This window comes from Pseudomonas sp. Sample_22 (assembly GCF_004307635.1).
Classification (GTDB): Bacteria; Pseudomonadota; Gammaproteobacteria; order Pseudomonadales; family Pseudomonadaceae; genus Aquipseudomonas.
This window is the reverse complement of record NZ_RCNY01000077.1, coordinates 1-16849: the sequence shown is the minus strand read 5'-3', so window position 1 is coordinate 16849 and position 16849 is coordinate 1. Positions and strand designations below refer to the sequence as shown.

The 16849-nt window shown below is 60.1% G+C and carries 16 protein-coding genes; 9 read left to right on the top strand and 7 right to left on the bottom strand.

Features of this window, described 5'->3' with window-relative positions:
* Positions 1-118: 118 nt before the first annotated feature.
* Entirely contained in the window at positions 119-682 is a 564-nt protein-coding gene (locus D8U73_RS19710) for an NAD(P)H nitroreductase (RefSeq protein WP_056853059.1), read from the bottom strand.
* Between the two features lie 121 nt (positions 683-803).
* Between D8U73_RS19710 and D8U73_RS19705 the strand changes: the two genes are divergently transcribed.
* Positions 804-2258, top strand: a complete 1455-nt coding sequence (locus tag D8U73_RS19705) for a TrkH family potassium uptake protein (protein WP_056853060.1) — start codon at positions 804-806, stop codon at positions 2256-2258.
* Here D8U73_RS19705 and D8U73_RS19700 read toward each other — a convergent pair.
* Complete coding sequence (locus tag D8U73_RS19700) at positions 2215-3276, bottom strand: AraC family transcriptional regulator (RefSeq protein ID WP_082557536.1); 1062 nt, start codon at positions 3274-3276, stop codon at positions 2215-2217. The two genes, D8U73_RS19705 and D8U73_RS19700, sit on opposite strands and share 44 nt — an antisense overlap.
* 160 nt (positions 3277-3436) lie before the next feature.
* Between D8U73_RS19700 and D8U73_RS19695 the strand changes: the two genes are divergently transcribed.
* Complete coding sequence (locus D8U73_RS19695; protein ID WP_056853062.1) at positions 3437-3748, top strand: DUF962 domain-containing protein; 312 nt, start codon at positions 3437-3439, stop codon at positions 3746-3748.
* Positions 3749-3766: 18 nt separating this feature from the next.
* The gene (locus D8U73_RS19690) at positions 3767-4357 is read left to right on the top strand and encodes an HD domain-containing protein (RefSeq protein WP_056853063.1); all 591 of its coding nucleotides are present in this window, start codon (positions 3767-3769) and stop codon (positions 4355-4357) included.
* Positions 4358-4477: 120 nt separating this feature from the next.
* On the opposite strand, the gene D8U73_RS19685 is transcribed toward D8U73_RS19690, so the two are convergent.
* On the bottom strand, positions 4478-5293 hold the full coding sequence (locus D8U73_RS19685; RefSeq protein WP_130905486.1) for a UDP-2,3-diacylglucosamine diphosphatase: 816 nt from the start codon (positions 5291-5293) through the stop codon (positions 4478-4480).
* Positions 5294-5428: 135 nt separating this feature from the next.
* Between D8U73_RS19685 and D8U73_RS19680 the strand changes: the two genes are divergently transcribed.
* Together D8U73_RS19680 and D8U73_RS19675 are read left to right on the top strand one after the other, a co-directional pair.
* On the top strand, positions 5429-6187 hold the full coding sequence (locus D8U73_RS19680) for a helix-turn-helix domain-containing protein (RefSeq protein WP_056853065.1): 759 nt from the start codon (positions 5429-5431) through the stop codon (positions 6185-6187).
* 75 nt (positions 6188-6262) lie between these two features.
* Positions 6263-7156 carry a DMT family transporter gene (locus D8U73_RS19675; RefSeq protein ID WP_130905485.1) on the top strand — a complete coding sequence of 298 codons (894 nt, stop codon included), beginning with the start codon at positions 6263-6265 and terminating at the stop codon, positions 7154-7156.
* Here the strand turns inward: D8U73_RS19675 and D8U73_RS19670 are convergent.
* The 4 genes from D8U73_RS19670 to recQ form a co-directional block, all read right to left on the bottom strand.
* Positions 7150-7437, bottom strand: coding sequence for a SelT/SelW/SelH family protein (locus D8U73_RS19670; RefSeq protein WP_056853067.1), 288 nt, complete (start codon positions 7435-7437; stop codon positions 7150-7152). The two genes, D8U73_RS19675 and D8U73_RS19670, sit on opposite strands and share 7 nt — an antisense overlap.
* 64 nt (positions 7438-7501) lie before the next feature.
* A complete protein-coding gene (locus tag D8U73_RS19665) occupies positions 7502-9175 on the bottom strand; it encodes a FimV/HubP family polar landmark protein (protein ID WP_130905484.1) in 1674 nt (557 codons plus the stop codon).
* A 127-nt stretch (positions 9176-9302) separates the two neighbouring features.
* The gene (locus D8U73_RS19660; RefSeq protein ID WP_056853069.1) at positions 9303-9737 is read right to left on the bottom strand and encodes a MarR family transcriptional regulator; all 435 of its coding nucleotides are present in this window, start codon (positions 9735-9737) and stop codon (positions 9303-9305) included.
* Between the two features lie 118 nt (positions 9738-9855).
* Positions 9856-11982: a DNA helicase RecQ gene (gene recQ / locus D8U73_RS19655; protein ID WP_056853070.1), complete on the bottom strand. Its 2127-nt coding sequence runs from the start codon at positions 11980-11982 to the stop codon at positions 9856-9858.
* Between the two features lie 267 nt (positions 11983-12249).
* On the opposite strand from recQ, the gene D8U73_RS19650 reads away from it, so the two are divergent.
* From D8U73_RS19650 to lapD, 4 genes are all read left to right on the top strand, one after another.
* A complete protein-coding gene (locus D8U73_RS19650; RefSeq protein ID WP_056853071.1) occupies positions 12250-12837 on the top strand; it encodes a YecA family protein in 588 nt (195 codons plus the stop codon).
* Between the two features lie 10 nt (positions 12838-12847).
* On the top strand, positions 12848-13243 hold the full coding sequence (locus tag D8U73_RS19645; protein WP_056853072.1) for a YbaN family protein: 396 nt from the start codon (positions 12848-12850) through the stop codon (positions 13241-13243).
* Between the two features lie 670 nt (positions 13244-13913).
* Positions 13914-14621, top strand: a complete 708-nt coding sequence (lapG, locus tag D8U73_RS19635; protein ID WP_130905482.1) for a cysteine protease LapG — start codon at positions 13914-13916, stop codon at positions 14619-14621.
* 22 nt (positions 14622-14643) lie between these two features.
* Entirely contained in the window at positions 14644-16584 is a 1941-nt protein-coding gene (gene lapD, locus D8U73_RS19630; RefSeq protein WP_130905481.1) for a cyclic di-GMP receptor LapD, read from the top strand.
* Positions 16585-16849 lie beyond the last annotated feature (265 nt).

Here is a 16849-nt window from a genome sequence, read left to right as displayed (position 1 = left end):
ATCGACCTTGATGATCGTTCCTACGCTCTGCGTGGGAATGCCTCAAGGGACGCTCCGCGTTCCAATGGGACGCAGAGCGTCCCGGGCTGTATTCCCACGCAGAGCGTGGGAACGATCTTTAACCAGCTGGCCAGGCGCTAACGAATTCGGCCAGATCGACCTTCTCCGCCACCCGCGGTTCTTTCTGCGGCGTGCCCAGGTACAGGAAGGCGATCACCTCTTCGCCTTCCGTCAACCCCAAACCTTTGGCCACATGAGGCGAGTAGGCCAGATCACCGGTACGCCACACCGCGCCGATGCCTTGCGCATAGGCCGCCAGCAAGATCCCGTGGGCGGCGCACCCCGCCGCCAGCAATTGCTCGGACTTCGGATACTTGACGTGATCCTGCACGCGAGCGATCACCACAACCACCAAAGGTGCACGCAACGGACCGTTACGAGCCTTGTCGATGGCGGCTTGGGTCACTTCGCCGTCCTGCAGCCTGGCGGCTTCAGCCAGCAACTCGCCCATTTGCTCGCGCGCCGCGCCTTCTACCGTAAGAAACCGCCAAGGCTGCAAGTGGCCGTGATCCGGGGCGCGCATGGCCGCGGCGAACAGCACTTCGCGCTGCTCGGCAGTCGGTGCCGGATCTAGCAATCGTGGAACGGAAACACGGTTGAGCAAAGCGTCGAGAGCCTGCATCGGCCACCTCCAGAAAAAATTGTGCGGCTATTCTAGCGGTAACTACTCTGGCGGTGCGGTTTACATGCCCTGTCCCGCAGGTAGAATGGCGCCCTTCCCTATTTCAGCCCGAGCGGACTTCATGGCGTTGCCGACCTTACGTCTCATTGGTTTCATCATCGGCATCTTCCTGATCACCCTGGCCATCGCCATGGTCGTGCCCATGGCCACGCTGGTGATCTTCGAGCGCACAGGCGACCTGCCGTCGTTTCTCTGGGCCAGCATGATCACCTTCGTCGGGGGGCTCGCCCTGGTCATCCCCGGCCGCCCGGAACATGTACATCTGCGGCCACGGGACATGTACCTGCTGACCGTCAGCAGCTGGCTGGTGGTATGTATCTTCGCCGCGCTGCCGTTTTTACTGACCCAGCACATCAGCTACACCGATTCGTTCTTTGAAAGCATGTCCGGCATCACCGCCACCGGCGCAACGGTGCTCACGGGTCTGGACAACATGTCCCCCGGCATCCTGATGTGGCGTTCATTGCTGCACTGGATCGGCGGCATCGGGTTCATCGGCATGGCGGTCGCGATTCTGCCGTTGCTGCGTATCGGTGGCATGCGGCTGTTCCAGACCGAGTCGTCGGACCGTTCCGAAAAAGTCATGCCCCGTTCGCACATGGTGGCACGGCTGATCGTTGCCGCTTATGTCGGCATCACCATACTCGGCAGCCTGGCATTCTGGTGGGCCGGAATGAGCCCGTTCGATGCGATCAACCACGCGATGTCAGCGATTTCCACCGGTGGTTTCTCGACCTCCGACCAGTCTTTGGCCAAGTGGCCGGAGCCAGCAGTGCATTGGGTGGCGATCGTCATCATGATTCTTGGTGCCCTGCCGTTCACCCTGTATGTAGCGACCTTGCGCGGTAACCGCAAAGCACTGATCAAGGATGAGCAGGTTCGAGGCTTGCTCGGCATGTTGCTGGTGACCTGGCTGGTGCTCGGCACCTGGTACTGGTGGACCACCCAGTTGCATTGGCTGGAGGCATTACGGCATGTGGCGCTGAACGTCACATCGGTGGTGACCACCACCGGTTTCGCATTAGGGGATTACAGCCTGTGGGGCAATTTCTCGCTGATGCTGTTCTTCTATCTGGGGTTCGTCGGCGGCTGCTCCGGCTCGACCGCGGGTGGGATCAAGATCTTCCGCTTCCAGGTGGCCTACATCCTGCTCAAGGCCAACCTTAATCAGCTGATCCACCCGCGTGCGGTGATCAAGCAGAAGTACAACGGTCACCGGCTCGACGAAGAGATCGTGCGTTCGATCCTGACCTTTTCGTTCTTCTTCGCCATTACCATCTGCGTGATCGCGCTGCTGTTGTCGCTGCTCGGCGTCGACTGGATGACCGCCCTCACCGGCGCGGCCGCCACGGTGTCCGGCGTTGGTCCGGGACTGGGCGAGACCATTGGCCCGGCGGGCAACTTCGCCACCCTGCCGGACGCCGCCAAGTGGATTCTCTCGTTCGGCATGCTCCTTGGCCGGCTGGAGATCATTACGGTGTTTGTGTTGTGTATTCCGGCGTTCTGGCGCCATTGACCACGGGTGGCGCGTTCAGCAGCCGCGTCCGGTACTCGCCGGGCGTGGTGTCGAACCAGCGGCGGAAAGCGCGGAAGAAGTTGCTCGGGTCGGCGAACCCCAGCAAGTAAGCGATCTCCAGCAAGGTCATGGTGGGTTGCGCCAGGTATTGCTCCGCCAGTTCGCGCCGGGTGTCGTCGAGCAACGTCTGGAAACTCGTGCCCTCTTCCTGCAAGCGTCGCTGCAAGGTGCGTTGCGACAGATGCAGCGTCTGTGCCACGGCATCACGCTTGGGCTCACCCTGGGGCAGCAAACGGCACAGCACCTGCCGTGCCTTGTGAGTGACACGACTCTCGGAAAACCGCGCCAGGTACTCACCGGCAAACCGGTCATGCAGCAGCGCCATGGCTTCGTTGGCCGTCGGTAGGGGCGCTTCCATGTCTGCACGTTCGAAAATCAGCGCATCGTATTGTGCGTTGAACACCAATGGTGCATGGAAGACTTGTTTGTAGGGTTCAACATCGACGGGGAGATCGCCCTGCAGCAACACCTTGCGCGGTTGCAACGTGCGCCCGGTCAGCCAGCCGCACAGTGCCAGGGCACACGCCAGCGAGGCTTCGGCACTCTGGCGGGTCGGCGGCAGATGATCGCCGTGCACTGTCAAAATCAGCGCATATCCCTCCTCCAGCAGCCGGAAACTCAAGTCAGCGCTTTCGGCGATGATCCGCTGGTAACGCACCAGTCGCCGGAAACCATCGGCCAGGGTCTGGCTGGACATCAAGGCGTAACCGGTCACATGGAACTGCGCCGGTCGCACCACTTTGCCCATGTTCAGGCCAATCGCCGGGTTGCCGGACAGCTCAACCGCGCGTTGCCAGAGTCGTGTCATGGAGTCTTGCGGGAAGCGTGCATCCGGATCATCCAGAGCCGCATAGTCGAGCCCCAGCTGTTTGAACAATACCCGGCAATCCAGGCCGTCCATTTCCAGTGCTTTGACAATCCCCATCGCCCAGCTTGCAGAAGTCGTTCTTTCGCTCATGTCCGTGTCTTACATGATGAGCCGCATGCTACGGCCAATTTCCGAAGGATACTAAAGTGGCGCCCATTGTCACTGGCTGATGCCAATGATCACTCTAGACTCAAATAAGCTACCCGCAGAACAACTTGCAGCCAGAACAATAACCACAGAGATTGCAGTCGTGGAAAACATCAAGCGTTTCAACAGCTTTGCTGAGTTCTATCCGTATTACCTCAGCGAGCACAGCAACAGTACCTGTCGACGATTGCACTTTATCGGTACGACACTGGTCATTTTCATTCTGGCGCTGACCATCGGCCGAGGCGCCTGGATGTTGTTGTGGGCCTTGCCGCTGGCGGGATACTCCTTTGCATGGGTTGGGCATTTCTTCTTCGAGAAGAATCGTCCTGCAACCTTTCAGCACCCCTTCTACAGCCTGCTCGGTGATTTCGTCATGTATCGCGACATGATTCTGGGACGCGTACCGTTCTAGGTCACCCGAGGATTGCCAATGAACGTCAACGCTCGCTTCACCCACATGAAAGACGGTACGCAGGAAGACTGGGCGATCATCGCCGCGGACTTCAGCGCCTACGCCCGCCAATTGCCGTCCCGTATCGCGGCGCACCTGAAGTTGCTCGAAGGTGATTTTGGCGGTTTTCCGGTAGATCGCCTGACCCACTCCCTGCAAACCGCTACCCGCGCCTGGCGTGATGGCCGCGATGAAGAATATGTGGTCTGCGCCCTGCTCCACGACATCGGTGACACCCTGGGTTCCTACAACCACCCGGATATAGCGGCGGCGATCCTCAAGCCATTTGTCAGCGCCGAGAATCTGTGGATGGTGGAGAAGCACGGGATTTTCCAGGGCTATTACTTCTTCCATCACCTGGGCATGGACCGGCATTTGCGTGAGCAATACAAAGAGCATCCGCAATATCAGGCGACCATCGAGTTTTGTGCCAAGTACGATGCGGCGGCGTTCGATCCGGCTTACGACACTTTGCCGTTGAGCTTTTTCGAGCCGATGATGGAGCGGCTGTTTGCGCAGCCGAAGAACTCGATCTACAAGGCGGCGATGCAAGAGCATTCGCCAGCCTGATCGATCCAGCGGGGCAGCTTTGCGGCCCATCGCGGGCAAGCCCGCTCCCACAGGGTTCTGTATCGACCACAAACTCTGTATTCAACATCAATCACTGCGAGCTTGCTGGCGATGGCAACCTCATGCCAGCTCCGCCACCTTCGCAGCCTTCAACTGCGCCTCCCGCGCCTGGGCATCGGCCAGGCGATACAACTCGATCGTGCCGTCCCAATGCTCGATCAACGCCGTGCACGACTCCACCCAATCGCCGCAATTGAGGTAATCCACCTCGCCGACCTTGCGGATCTCGGCATGGTGAATGTGCCCGCACACCACGCCATGCAGCTCACGCTTGACGCATTCATGGGCGATGGCTTCCTCGAAGTCGCTGATGAAACTGACGGCGGTTTTCACTTTGTGCTTGAGATACGCCGACAGCGACCAATAGCCGTAGCCATAACGCGCGCGCCAGTGGTTGAGCCAGCGGTTGAGGGTCAGGGTGAATTCGTAGGCCGAGTCACCAAGAAAGGCCAGCCAGCGGTGGTAGCGGGTAATCACGTCGAACTGGTCGCCGTGGATCACCAGCAGATGACGGCCATCCGCCGTCACATGCACCGCTTCGTCCACTAATTGAATGTTGCCCAGGATCAACTTCGAGTAGCGACGCAGGAATTCATCGTGGTTGCCGGTGATGTAGATCACCTCGGTACCGCGCTTGCTCATGGTCAGCAGGCGTCGGATCACATTGGTGTGCGCCTGGGGCCAATACATGCCGCCACGCAGTTTCCAGCCGTCGATGATGTCGCCCACCAGGTAAATCCTGTCCGCGTGATAGCCCTTGAGAAACTGTGACAAGTGCTCGGCTTGGCAATCGCGCGTGCCCAGATGCACGTCGGAAATCCACAAGGTCCGCACACGTTGCTTACGGCTGGGTTTGGCGAGCTCGGCGCTGGTCATGGGCAACCCTCAGGACAAGTTTTGGCAAGCTTGCGCCGTTCGGGTTAATGGCCCATGACAACCGCAAGTCAGTCTTGTGACAGCGCGCCAGAGCCACGCCGGTGTAGACTGGCGCCCAGAACCGGGAGACCCGCGATGAGACCGATCCTCACCCTGCGCCAATACACCGAAGACCTGATCGTCCACAGCCACGAACACGCGCAACTGGTGTTCGGGTTGTCGGGCGCACTGGATTTCGAAGTCGACGGGCGCGGTAGCCAGGTGGTCCAGCAAAGCTTCGTGGTCATCCCGTCCGGGTTTCATCACGCCTGCGGTAGTCCCAATGGCAGCCGTTGCCTGGTACTGGACGTGCCCGACGATCAATGGATTGGCCAGTCCCTGGGCGAGCATGCCGACGCCAGTCGTCGCTTGCTCGACAACGCCGGCCGCTTATCGCTGGATGCCGGGCAAAGCCAGTTGGTCAGTTGGTTGGCCAACAGTCAGGTGAATGATCCGCTGATCGCGCAACAAGGCGCGGTGTTGCTGTTGGCCAGTCTCAACAACGCCAGGCCGGACACTGTCGGCGGTCGACGCCTGCCGTACGCTGCGCTGAATGCCCACATTGACCAGTACGCCGCCTACCCGCTGCAAGTCGCCGACCTGGCGCGCGTGGCCGGCCTGTCCAGCGCCCGCTTGCATGCGCGGTTCGTCGCCGAATGCGGTCAGACACCGATGGACTACATTCGCAGCCGACGCCTGCACAAGGCCGTCGCGTTGCTGCGCAGCTCGGCCCTGCCCATCGGTGAGATTGCCAGTCGCGTCGGCTACAGCTCCCAGAGTGCCTTTGCTGCTGCGGTGTTGCGCGAGTTCGGCTCCTCGCCAGGCAAGCTGCGGCGCGAGGCTGGCGACAAATAACGCGAGTCTGGCGACAGACACCGCAGCAGCGGACGCGGTTAAATGACCCGGTCCCTACGTTTACCAAGGATTGTCATGACTCCCCGTACCGCCCTTGGCGCCCTGCACATTGGCGCTCTGATGTTCGGCCTGACCGGCGTGTTCGGCAAACTCGCCGCCGCGTCACCGGCCGTCATCGTCTTCGGCCGCGCTGCGTTCGCGGTATTGGCGCTGGCATTCTTCGCCCGATTTGCCAGCAATACCCGTTGGCAACGACTCGAGGCCATGGACTTGCGCCGACTGTTGCTCAGCGGCCTGTTATTGACCGGGCACTGGGTGAGTTTCTTCATTTCGGTGAAAGTCGCTGGCGTGGCCATCGCGACCCTGGGCTTTGCCAGTTTCCCGGCCTTCACCGTGATCCTCGAAGGGCTGATTTTCCGCGAGCGGATCCGCGCCAATGAAATTGTGCTGGTGGCGTTGGTCAGCGTCGGGTTGGTGCTGGTCACGCCTGAATTCGATCTGGCCAGCGGTGCCACCACGGGCCTGTTGTGGTCGGTGCTTTCCGGATTACTGTTCTCCCTCTTGTCGCTGACCAATCGCGCCAGCTCGGCACGCATCCCGCCGGTGCAGGCAGCGTTGTGTCAGAACGTGGTGGTCGGCTTGTGCCTGCTGCCAGTGGCAGCACCGCATTTAAGCGAAGTGCGCGCCATCGATTGGTTGTGGATCGGCCTGCTCGGGGTGTTCTGCACCGGTGTCGCCCACAGCCTGTTTGTCGCCAGCCTGGCGGTGATCAAGGCGCGGACCGCTGCGGTGGTCTTTGCCCTGGAGCCGGTTTACGGCATCACCATGGCCTGGCTGTTGTTCAATGAAAACCCGACCCTGCGCATGCTGCTCGGCGGTGCGCTGATCATTGTCGCCATCGTGGTGTCCAGCAGGCTCTCCGGCGGTTCAAGCAGCAAAGCCGTCGCGGCAGAAGCCGCGTCTCACTGAGTGCGGTCGTTATGCCCCAGGTCGCGGCCCGGATCAATCCGGTCGCGGACCCGCTGCTTGAGAACCTTGGCCTCGGGGAAACCACCGTCAGTCTTGCGCTCCCAGATCTGTACATCGTCGCAAAAGACATGAAACACCCCGCCCGTTCCAGGCACCAGGGACACTTTGCCCAGGTCATCGCCAAAAGTACTGAGCAGTTCCTGTGCCAGCCAGGCGGCTCGCAACAACCACTGGCATTGAGTGCAGTAGGTGATGATGATTTCGGGTTTGCTAACGGTCATGACAGGCAGATCTCTCAACCAGAGGGCGTCGTCATCATAAGCACCTTCACTGCTTGCTGAAAGATCAACGAATACCGGCCAATAGAGTGCGGGCCGTCCGTTTCAGCGGCTCCTCGGCGTCTCTGAGTAATTCGTTGAGCAATGCGATGGCACTGTCCAGATCGCCGTCATCGATACAGGTCTGGGCCTGCTCCAGTTTTCCGGCATTGCTGGGTTCGACCGGTTCGAGGTTGATCGGCTCAAGCTCCAGCGAAGGGCTTGGCTCGCGGAACTCGTCGAGAAAGCTGTCGTCAAGGGACCGGGAGGCGGATTCGATTTCCCATTCGATTTCGGGTTCCGGCAAATCCAGTTCGCTTGCCGAAAGCGCGTTCGGCGTATCCGTGTCCACGAGCTCGAGCAAGTCCCAATTTGTATCTATCACCAGGTCATCCGCTTTCAACTGAGACTCATCACCGGGCGCCGTCGCCAAGGGCGTAACAACAGCCGTCATTACCGGAACCGCTGCAATGGGGTTCAATTTCGGATGGCGAGCACGGATATCCATGAGTTTCTGTTCGTCGAACCCGGCGTTTCGCAGTTTGGCGTCCAGCGCATCGTAGGCAGACGCATCGCCCTGTTTGCCGAGCACTTCCAGCAATTGCACGGCAAGATCTGTACGCTCCGGCTCCTTGTCCATGGCCTCTCGCAACAAGCCGACAGCCTCGGTAAATCGACCATAGGCCAGATAAACCGCAACCTCTTCGAATACATCGCTGACAGGCAGTTCATCACTGTTTGCTGAGACCGCTGCAACCGCAGATGTCGTGATCAGCGGTTCTTCGAGCCGACCCGGTACCGCCTGCTGCGGTGGTGAAGTAGCGGGTTGGGCAGACATCGACTGCTGTCTTCGTCGCACAAACCAAGCCAACAACAGTAACCCTGCCAGCGTGAGCAAACCGCCAATCAACAGCCAATTGGTTGTCGGTTGTTCAGCGACGATCGGCGCTGGCGCTACCACAGCGGGCGTCACTGGCTCCGCAGTTGCGCTTTGAGCCTCCGCCAATCGGGTCTGAAGCTCGATCACCTGTTTTTTCTCGCCGGCAATCTGCTCCACCTGTGCTTGCAGCTTTGCATTGAGTTCTTCGATGGTGGCTTGCAACTGCTGGACTTGCAGTACGCTGGCGGCCAGTTGCTCGGCAAGTGGGTCGGTGACCGGGACGGTGGCCGGTTTGGGCTTCGGCTCCTGGCGTGCGGGTACGGCCGGGGTAGCGGGCTGGACACTCGGAAACGCGGAAGAGCCGCGATCGGTCTGCGGTTCATCATCGACCGGGACGATTCCCGGCGTGCCCGGAGGATCGATCAGCACGGTGTACTCGCGCAGCAAACGACCATTGGGCTGATTGAGCTGCACAAGAAAATTCAGGAAGGGTTCATTGACCGGTTTGCTGGAGGTCACCCGGATTACATTGCGCTTGCCGCGCAGGATCGGCGTGAACTTCAAATCGTTGAGGAAGAACACCCGATCGACGCCAGCGCGGCTGTACTCGTCGGCCGTTGCCAGGCTGACGGACAGATCGTCCTCTTCCAGCCCCGCAGCATCAACCAAGGCGATATCGGCGCGTAACGGCTGATTCAGTGCCGAATGCAAGGTGATATCGCCCAGGCCCAGCGCCGGCGCCAATGCCGACCAAGTGACAGCAGCACCGCCCAGCAACCACCTGGCGCAATACCGTACAACGACTCGCCGACTCTCAAGCATGAGCATCCCTTAACTGACTAAAACCAATCTGCACGCGTTCGCACATCCGGTACGAACACGATATTGCACAGTAGTTCTTATAGTCGGCTCAACGCGCTATCTCAAAAACCTGGCGAATGGTTATGCCTCAAGACTTTTCAAGGTTGGCCAGGATGTGCCCGTGAACCCGCATGCAAACCCCTAAATCCGCCTCATCGACGCCTTCGAACAGCTCATGACGCAGTTGAGTGGCAATGGTTTCGATTTGATCGATCAGAGGACGCGCCGGGGCGCAAAGGACGATTTTTTTCGCCCGACGGTCTTCCAGCACCGATTGACGCTGAACCAGCCCTTGGCTCTCCAGGCTATCGAGCAAGCGTGCCAGGGTAGGTCCTTCTACGCCCACACTCTGTGCCAGTTCACGCTGGGTCGGAGCCTGTTCGAAGCGAGCCAGGTGCAAAAGCACCAGCCAGCGCGCCTGAGACAAGCCCAGACCGGCCAGGCGGCGGTCCAGTTCGGCACGCCAGCCGCGAGACATCTGGGCCAGTTGCATGCCAAAGCGGTGTTGATCGGTTAACGACATAAAACACTCATGATTAGACTGAAATAGAGAAAAACTAATTATTAGTCAGCTAAGCATGAGCCTTGGCTGGAGGCAAGGCTTGTTCTGTACTGAATCGTTACATCAGTAAACCAATGTCTCAAATCTCAAATTCCGACTGCAACGCGGCACGAACGCAATACAACACTCCTTCGGGTACTCGGCCTGCGAACAATTCAGAAATCTGCGACACGGGTGGCAACTCACCTTCACCGTCGAGGAAAGCGTCCTGAACTTCGCCCATCAAGTCTTCGGGAAGATCCAGCGCCTGTTCCAGCGACAACTGCTGTTTGCCAATCGCCTCGGCGAGCATGGTGTAGACGTTCTTTTCCGAGCACTGCAGTTGCCCCGCGATCTGCACGGGGGTCATGCCCGCGCGGGCCAACGTGATCAGCTCATGGCGTACATCGGCCACCACCTTCGGCGCCTCGGCCTGGCCGCCGAGCACTTCGAGGAAGGCCTCGCCGTAACGTTCCAGCTTGCGCGCACCGACGCCGCTGACCGTGGCCATCTGCGCCAGCGAGGTTGGCTGGCTGCGCAGCATTTCCAGCAAGGTCGAGTCGGGGAAGATAACGTACGGCGGCACGCCATGTTCCTCGGCGAGTTTACGCCGCAGGGCACGCAAGGCTTCCCACTGCTCGCGCTCTTCGCCGCGCACCAATTGGCTCGCCTGGCTCTTGCTGCTTTTGACGGTGGTCTGCGCCTTCAGGTCGCGGCGCAGTTCCAGGGTCACTTCACCTTTGAGCAACGGCCGGCAGGTGTCGCTCAGGCGCAGTCCGCCGTAGCCTTCGTGGTCGACATCGGCCAGACCTCGAGCCACCAACTGACGGAACAGCGAGCGCCACTCGCCTTCGGCCCGCGCCTTGCCGACACCGAACACCGACAGGTGCTGGTGGCCGAAGCTGCGGACCTTTTCGTTGTCCTTGCCGAGCAGGACATCCACCAGATGCCCGACGCCATACCGCTGGCCGGTGCGGTAGATCGCCGAGAGCGCCTGACGCGCCGGCTCGGTGGCATCCCAGGTCTGCACGCCGTCGACGCAGTTGTCGCAATGGCCGCATGGCTCGGGCATGTCTTCATCGAAGTAGGCCAGCAAGGTCTGCCGGCGGCAGCGGGTTTCTTCGCACAGCGACAGCATGGCATCGAGCTTGTGCTGCTCCAGACGCTTGTGGCGTTCGTCGCCTTCGGAGTTCTGCAGCATCTGCTTGAGCATCACTACGTCTTGCAAGCCGTAGGCCATCCAGGCATCGGCCGGCAAGCCGTCACGGCCGCCGCGGCCGGTTTCCTGATAGTAGGCTTCAAGGGATTTCGGCAAGTCCAGGTGCGCGACGAACCGCACGTTGGGCTTGTCGATGCCCATGCCGAACGCCACGGTGGCGACCATGATCAGGCCTTCCTCGTTGAGGAAGCGTTTCTGGTGATAGGCGCGCAGATCGTTGGGCAGGCCGGCGTGGTAAGGCAGCGCAGGAAAACCCTGTTCGCTGAGGAACGCGGCCACTTCTTCGACTTTTTTCCGTGACAGGCAGTAAACGATGCCTGCATCGCTGCGTCGCTCGGCGAGGAACGCCAGCAACTGCTTGCGCGGCTGTTCCTTGGGCACGATGCGATAAAAAATGTTCGGGCGGTCGAAACTCGACAGAAAGCGTTCGGCATTTTGCAAGTGCAGGCGGGTGACGATTTCTTCCCGGGTGCGCTTGTCGGCGGTGGCAGTCAGGGCGATGCGCGGCACGTCGGGGAACATTTCCGCCAACTGCCCCAGTTGCAGGTATTCCGGACGGAAATCATGCCCCCATTGCGACACGCAATGCGCTTCGTCAATGGCGAACAGGGCGATGTTCAGCCCCTGCAGGAAGTTCAGCATGCGCGGTTGAACCAGCCGCTCCGGGGCGAGGTAAAGCATTTTCACTTCACCGCGCTTGATCCGTGCCGCCAGGTCGCGCTGTTGTTCGGCGCTGAGGGTGGAGTTGAGCGCTGCGGCGGCCACACCGAGCTCTTCGAGGGTCGCCACTTGATCGTCCATCAACGCAATCAGCGGCGACACCACCACCGCCAGGCCTTCGCGCAGCAGCGCCGGAACCTGAAAGCACAAGGATTTACCGCCACCGGTAGGCATCAGCACCAGGGCATCACCGCCACTGGCTACGCGCTCAATGATTGCACCCTGACGGCCACGGAAACTGTCGTAACCGAAGATGTCCTTGAGGACGCGTTGAGCCTGATCGAGCATAGAAACTCCAAAAATCACCGAAACATCCCTGCAAGGCTGGTTCAGAACCCGCGACGCTGCACAGACAAATCGTAAGTGCGCGTTGCATGACGCTTCACATTTCAGCCGTGAAGCCAGCAGGGCATCACAAAACGCGCGAGTATACCCGAGCACCGTCCGGCAAAGGGCACCGCTGGGGAAGGTGGTGCAAATATGCTGCGCGGCTGGCTCAAGCGCGCAAGAAGGCCTAGAATTCCCGCATCGAACATTCCCCAAGGTAGTCCTTTAATGTCCTTCGCTGAGCAACTAACCCGCCTGCAAGTCTTCCTCGACGCCGATGAACTGCATGACGAGGCGCTGGACTACGTGGCCGCCCACGGCTACCTCACCGCGCTGTCGATCTGTTCCGAAGTCGTTCCCGATCGTGAATGGATCGATGCACTTTTTGCCGAAGAGCCGCATTACAGCAGCGAAGCTCAACGCGAAGAGATCGAAGCCACCCTGATCGGCCTCAAGGCCCACATCGCTCGCCAATTGGCCTCCGACGAAGAATTCGAGTTGCCGTGCGACCTGGACCTGGGCGAAGACCCTGACGATTCCGAACTGCGCGGCTGGTGCATCGGTTTCATGGAAGGCGTGTTCCTTCGCGAAGAAGCCTGGTTTGAAACCGCCGAAGACGAAGTCAGCGAAATGCTGCTGCCGATCATGGTCGGTTCGGGCCTGTTCGACGAGCAACCGGAGTTCTCCGACATTGCCGCCGATGCCAACCTGATGGACGACATGATCGTGCAAATCCCGGAGGCCCTGACTGCGCTGTACCTGCTGTGCAACGCACCAGACGAAAAACCGGCGATCCTCAAGCCACGTCACCACTAAGGTTCTGCCTATGGACAACCCCATAGGCAACCGCTCCCTGATGTTGCGCTACGTGCTGCTGGCTATCGGCTGGCTGAGCGTAGCGTTGGGGGTGATCGGGATTTTCCTGCCGGTGTTGCCCACCACCCCTTTCCTGCTGCTGGCGGCTGCCTGTTTCGCCCGCAGCTCGCCGCGCTTCTATCAATGGCTGGTCGATCATCCGCGGCTTGGACCGTGGATTCGTGACTACCTCGAAGGTAATGGCATTCCGCTCAAGGGTAAGGTCTACGCCATTGGGTTGATGTGGGTGAGCATTCTGTTTTCCTGCTATCTGGTGCCGATGCCTTGGGCGCGGGGGTTCATGCTGACCAGTGCGGTGCTGGTGACGATTTATATTGTTCGGCAGAAGACTTTGCGCAAGTTTTGAGTTTTTGGGGTGGTGTGGTGGTGTACATATCCATTGCTGCGGTAACGGCCGCTTATGGTTCCGCCCTTACGGCGGGTCACTTTCGAGAAGCGCGAAAGTAACCAAAGCGCTCTTGCCCCTTTCGTTCGGTGCCTCGCTGTGGCTCGGCATACCCTCGCTCCGGTCCTGCTCCGTGGGCCCGCCGCCATCGGCCATCCATGGCCGGGGGCGGCTAACCCGGCATCCATGCCGGGTTGCCCACTGCGCAGAACCTCCGCTCGGCCTCTCGAGGGGGCAAGAAAATCAAAAGCCAAATCAAGAGCGAGGCGGCCTACCGGCCGGCCAGACTGGTTGGGAGCGTGCCTTTGCTGTGGGAGCCAGCCTGCTGGCGATGGTCGTTAACGATAAAGTGCACTGTCTGGATGAACGCGGCGTCTGGGCATTTTTCGCCAGCAGGGCTGGCTCCCACCAGGGGCTGAGGTACATCCAGAGAAGATCGGTTGGCTGGCGGGCCGCCATCGCTGGCAAGCCAGCTCCCACAGGGATCGAGTACATCTATTAGAAATTGGTCGGCTGGCAAGCCGCCCTCGCCAGCAGGCTGGCTCCCCAACGAAACCATCCCCCGACGACCAACCCCACCTTTCAATAAACACCACCTAGACTTCATCAATCTGCATCCGAGCAGCCCGACATGCCCCGCGGTCCGCGTAGTCCAGGATGGCCAACGCCCCGACTTCGGTTCGGCGGATGGCTGTTGCTGGGTGCTTTGCTGCTGGCCGGGCTGAGCAGCGTCCAGGCTGACTGGGATTTTGCACAGGTCCTGCAGAATGCCGAAAAACGCTACGGCGCCCTCGGCCCGGCCCGTGGGCGAATCGAGGCCTGGAGTCAAATGCTGCAGGGCGAACGCGACGCACCAGAGCGCGAGCAGTTGAACGCGGTCAATCGCTTTTTCAATCAACAACTGAATTTTCAGGACGACACACGCATCTGGCGGCAGACCGATTACTGGGCCACTCCCGTCGAAGCCCTGATCAAGGGCGCCGCCGATTGCGAAGACTACGCGCTGGCGAAGTATTTCAGCCTGCGCCAGCTCGGTATTCCCAGCGAAAAACTGCGCATCACTTACGTCAAGGCTTTGACCCAGAACCAGGCACACATGGTGCTGACGTTCTACAGCAGCCCCGCCGCGGACCCACTTGTGCTGGACAACTTGATCGGCGACATACGCCCCGCCTCGCAACGCAAAGACCTGCTTCCGGTATATGCATTCAATGCCGAGGGCCTTTATCTGCCGGGCAAAAACGGCGGCCAACGCAGCAGCGATTCGAAAAAACTGTCGCGCTGGCAAGACGTTCTGCAAAAGATGCAAACCGAAGGGTTCACCGTGGGCGAAGGCTAGCCGCCACAGCAAGGAGCGTTTCATGAAACTGCGCAATCAACTGTTCCTCGCTATCTGCCTGTTCTTGCTGGTGGCGTTCAGCGGCAGTTTTTTTGTCGGCCTGGAAAGCTCCCGCAAACAGACCCTCGGACAATTGCGCGCCCACGCCCAGGATGCCGCCACTGCCTTGGGGTTGTCACTGACCGCTCAAGTCGATGACCCGGCGATGATGGAGTTGATGGTCAGTTCGATTTTCGACAGTGGCTATTTCAGCAGCATCCGCATCATCAGCATCGATAACCAGCAAGTGTTGATAGAGCGCAGCGCTGAGGCGCAGGTCAAGGGTGTGCCTGGCTGGTTCGTCAGCCTGGTCAATCTGCGTCATGAAGGCGGCGATGCGCTGATCATGCGCGGCTGGCAGCAAGTGGCGCGGGTCGAAGTGCTGAGCAACCCGCAGTTCGCCCTGGCCAAACTCTGGGACAGCGCCCTGGGCAGCCTGATCTGGTTGCTGGTGTGCGGACTGCTCAGTGCCGTACTCGGTGGCTGGCTGTTGCGCCGGCAACTTCGTCCCCTCGACAACATGGTCCGGCAGGCCGAAGCCATCAGTAAACGCGAGTTCTTGAGCCTGCCGAAGCTGCCACGCACGCCGGAACTCAAACGCGTGGTGCTGGCGATGAACCAGATGGTCGAGAAGCTCAAGGCGTTATTCGGCGAAGAGGCCGCGCGCAGTGAAAAGCTGCGCCGCGAGTCTTATCAGGACAGCCAGACCGGGCTGGCCAATCGGCGTTTGCTGGACGAGCAATTGGCTGACCATTTGTTAGTCTGCGAACAAAGCTGTGAGGGGCATTTGTTGATGTTGCGGCTCAACGATCTCAATGGCCTCAACCAACGCCTGGGTGGTCAGCGCACCGATGCCTTGATCGGCGCGGTCGGAGAACTGCTCAAACGCCTGACCCGCCTGCCGCAGCGACGCACCTGGCTGGCTGCACGCAATCGCGGCGGCGAGTTCAGCCTGCTGTCGCCGGGCCTGGGAACCGAGGATGCCACGCGCCTGGCCGCCGAGATCAGTGCCACCCTGGAAAACCTGCGCCTGACCGGTGCCAGCGATTGCATGCCTGTCGCCCATTTGGGCATCGTAGCTTACCGCCCCGGCGAAGCCGCCACCGATGTGCTGTTACGTCTCGATCAGGCGCTGACTGAGGCACGCCAACATCCCGAGCGACCCTGGGCGCTTGCCAATCGCAGCGAAATCACCCTGAAACAATCCCCTCCCGACTGGCGCAGCTGGATCGATGACGCCCTGAACCAGGGTAAATTGCAGCTGTACTTTCAACCGGTGGTGCAATGCGCGGACACCAGTGAGGTGCTGCATCACAAAGTCCTCGCCCGCCTGCTCGACCCGCACGGCCAGGCGATCGCTGCCGGACAGTTTTTGCCATGGATCGAGCGTTTCGGCTGGTCGGCAAGGTTCGACCTGGCGATGCTCGAAGCGACCTTCGACTACCTTGCCATCAATCGCTGGCCGCTCGCGTTGAGTTTGTCCGGCGCCACTTTGCGCGATCAGACTCAACTGGATCTGATCTTCGACATGCTCGAATCCCTCCCGGAACTGGCTCCGCTGCTGACCCTGGAAATCGACGAACGCCAACTGCCGCCTCCCGACGAACTTCAACGACTGAGTCATAGCCTGCTCGATACGGGCTACCGCATTGGCCTGCAACATTTCGGTGGCAGCTTCAGCCAGATTGGCAACTTGACCCAACTGGGCCTGGCCTACCTGAAAATCGACGGCGCCTATATCCGACACATTGATGAGCAGCGCGATAAACGGCTGTTTATCGAAGCGATCTACCGGGCGACCAACAGCATTGACCTGCCATTGATTGCGGAGATGGTCGAGACCCAGGGAGAGCTGGATGCGATCAGGGAGTTGGGGGTGTTCGGGGTGATGGGCAGGCTGATCGGGCCGCCGGAACCGATGTGAGTGTTACCCGTAGACCGAGCAATCGTTCATCGCGGGCAAGCCACGCTCCCACAAGGATTCGCGTCGTGCACACGTGTCGTGAATACTGGATAACCCTGGGGGCTCGCCCGCGAATGCGATGGTTCATTCAACCATGATGTCGACTGATCAACCGCAATCGCGAGCAGACTTACTCCCACATTTCAGGTCACACCGTATCCACCTTCAACGAATGATCATTGAGCATCCCGTTGATGATCGTCGCCGTATCCGCCCCCGCTATCAC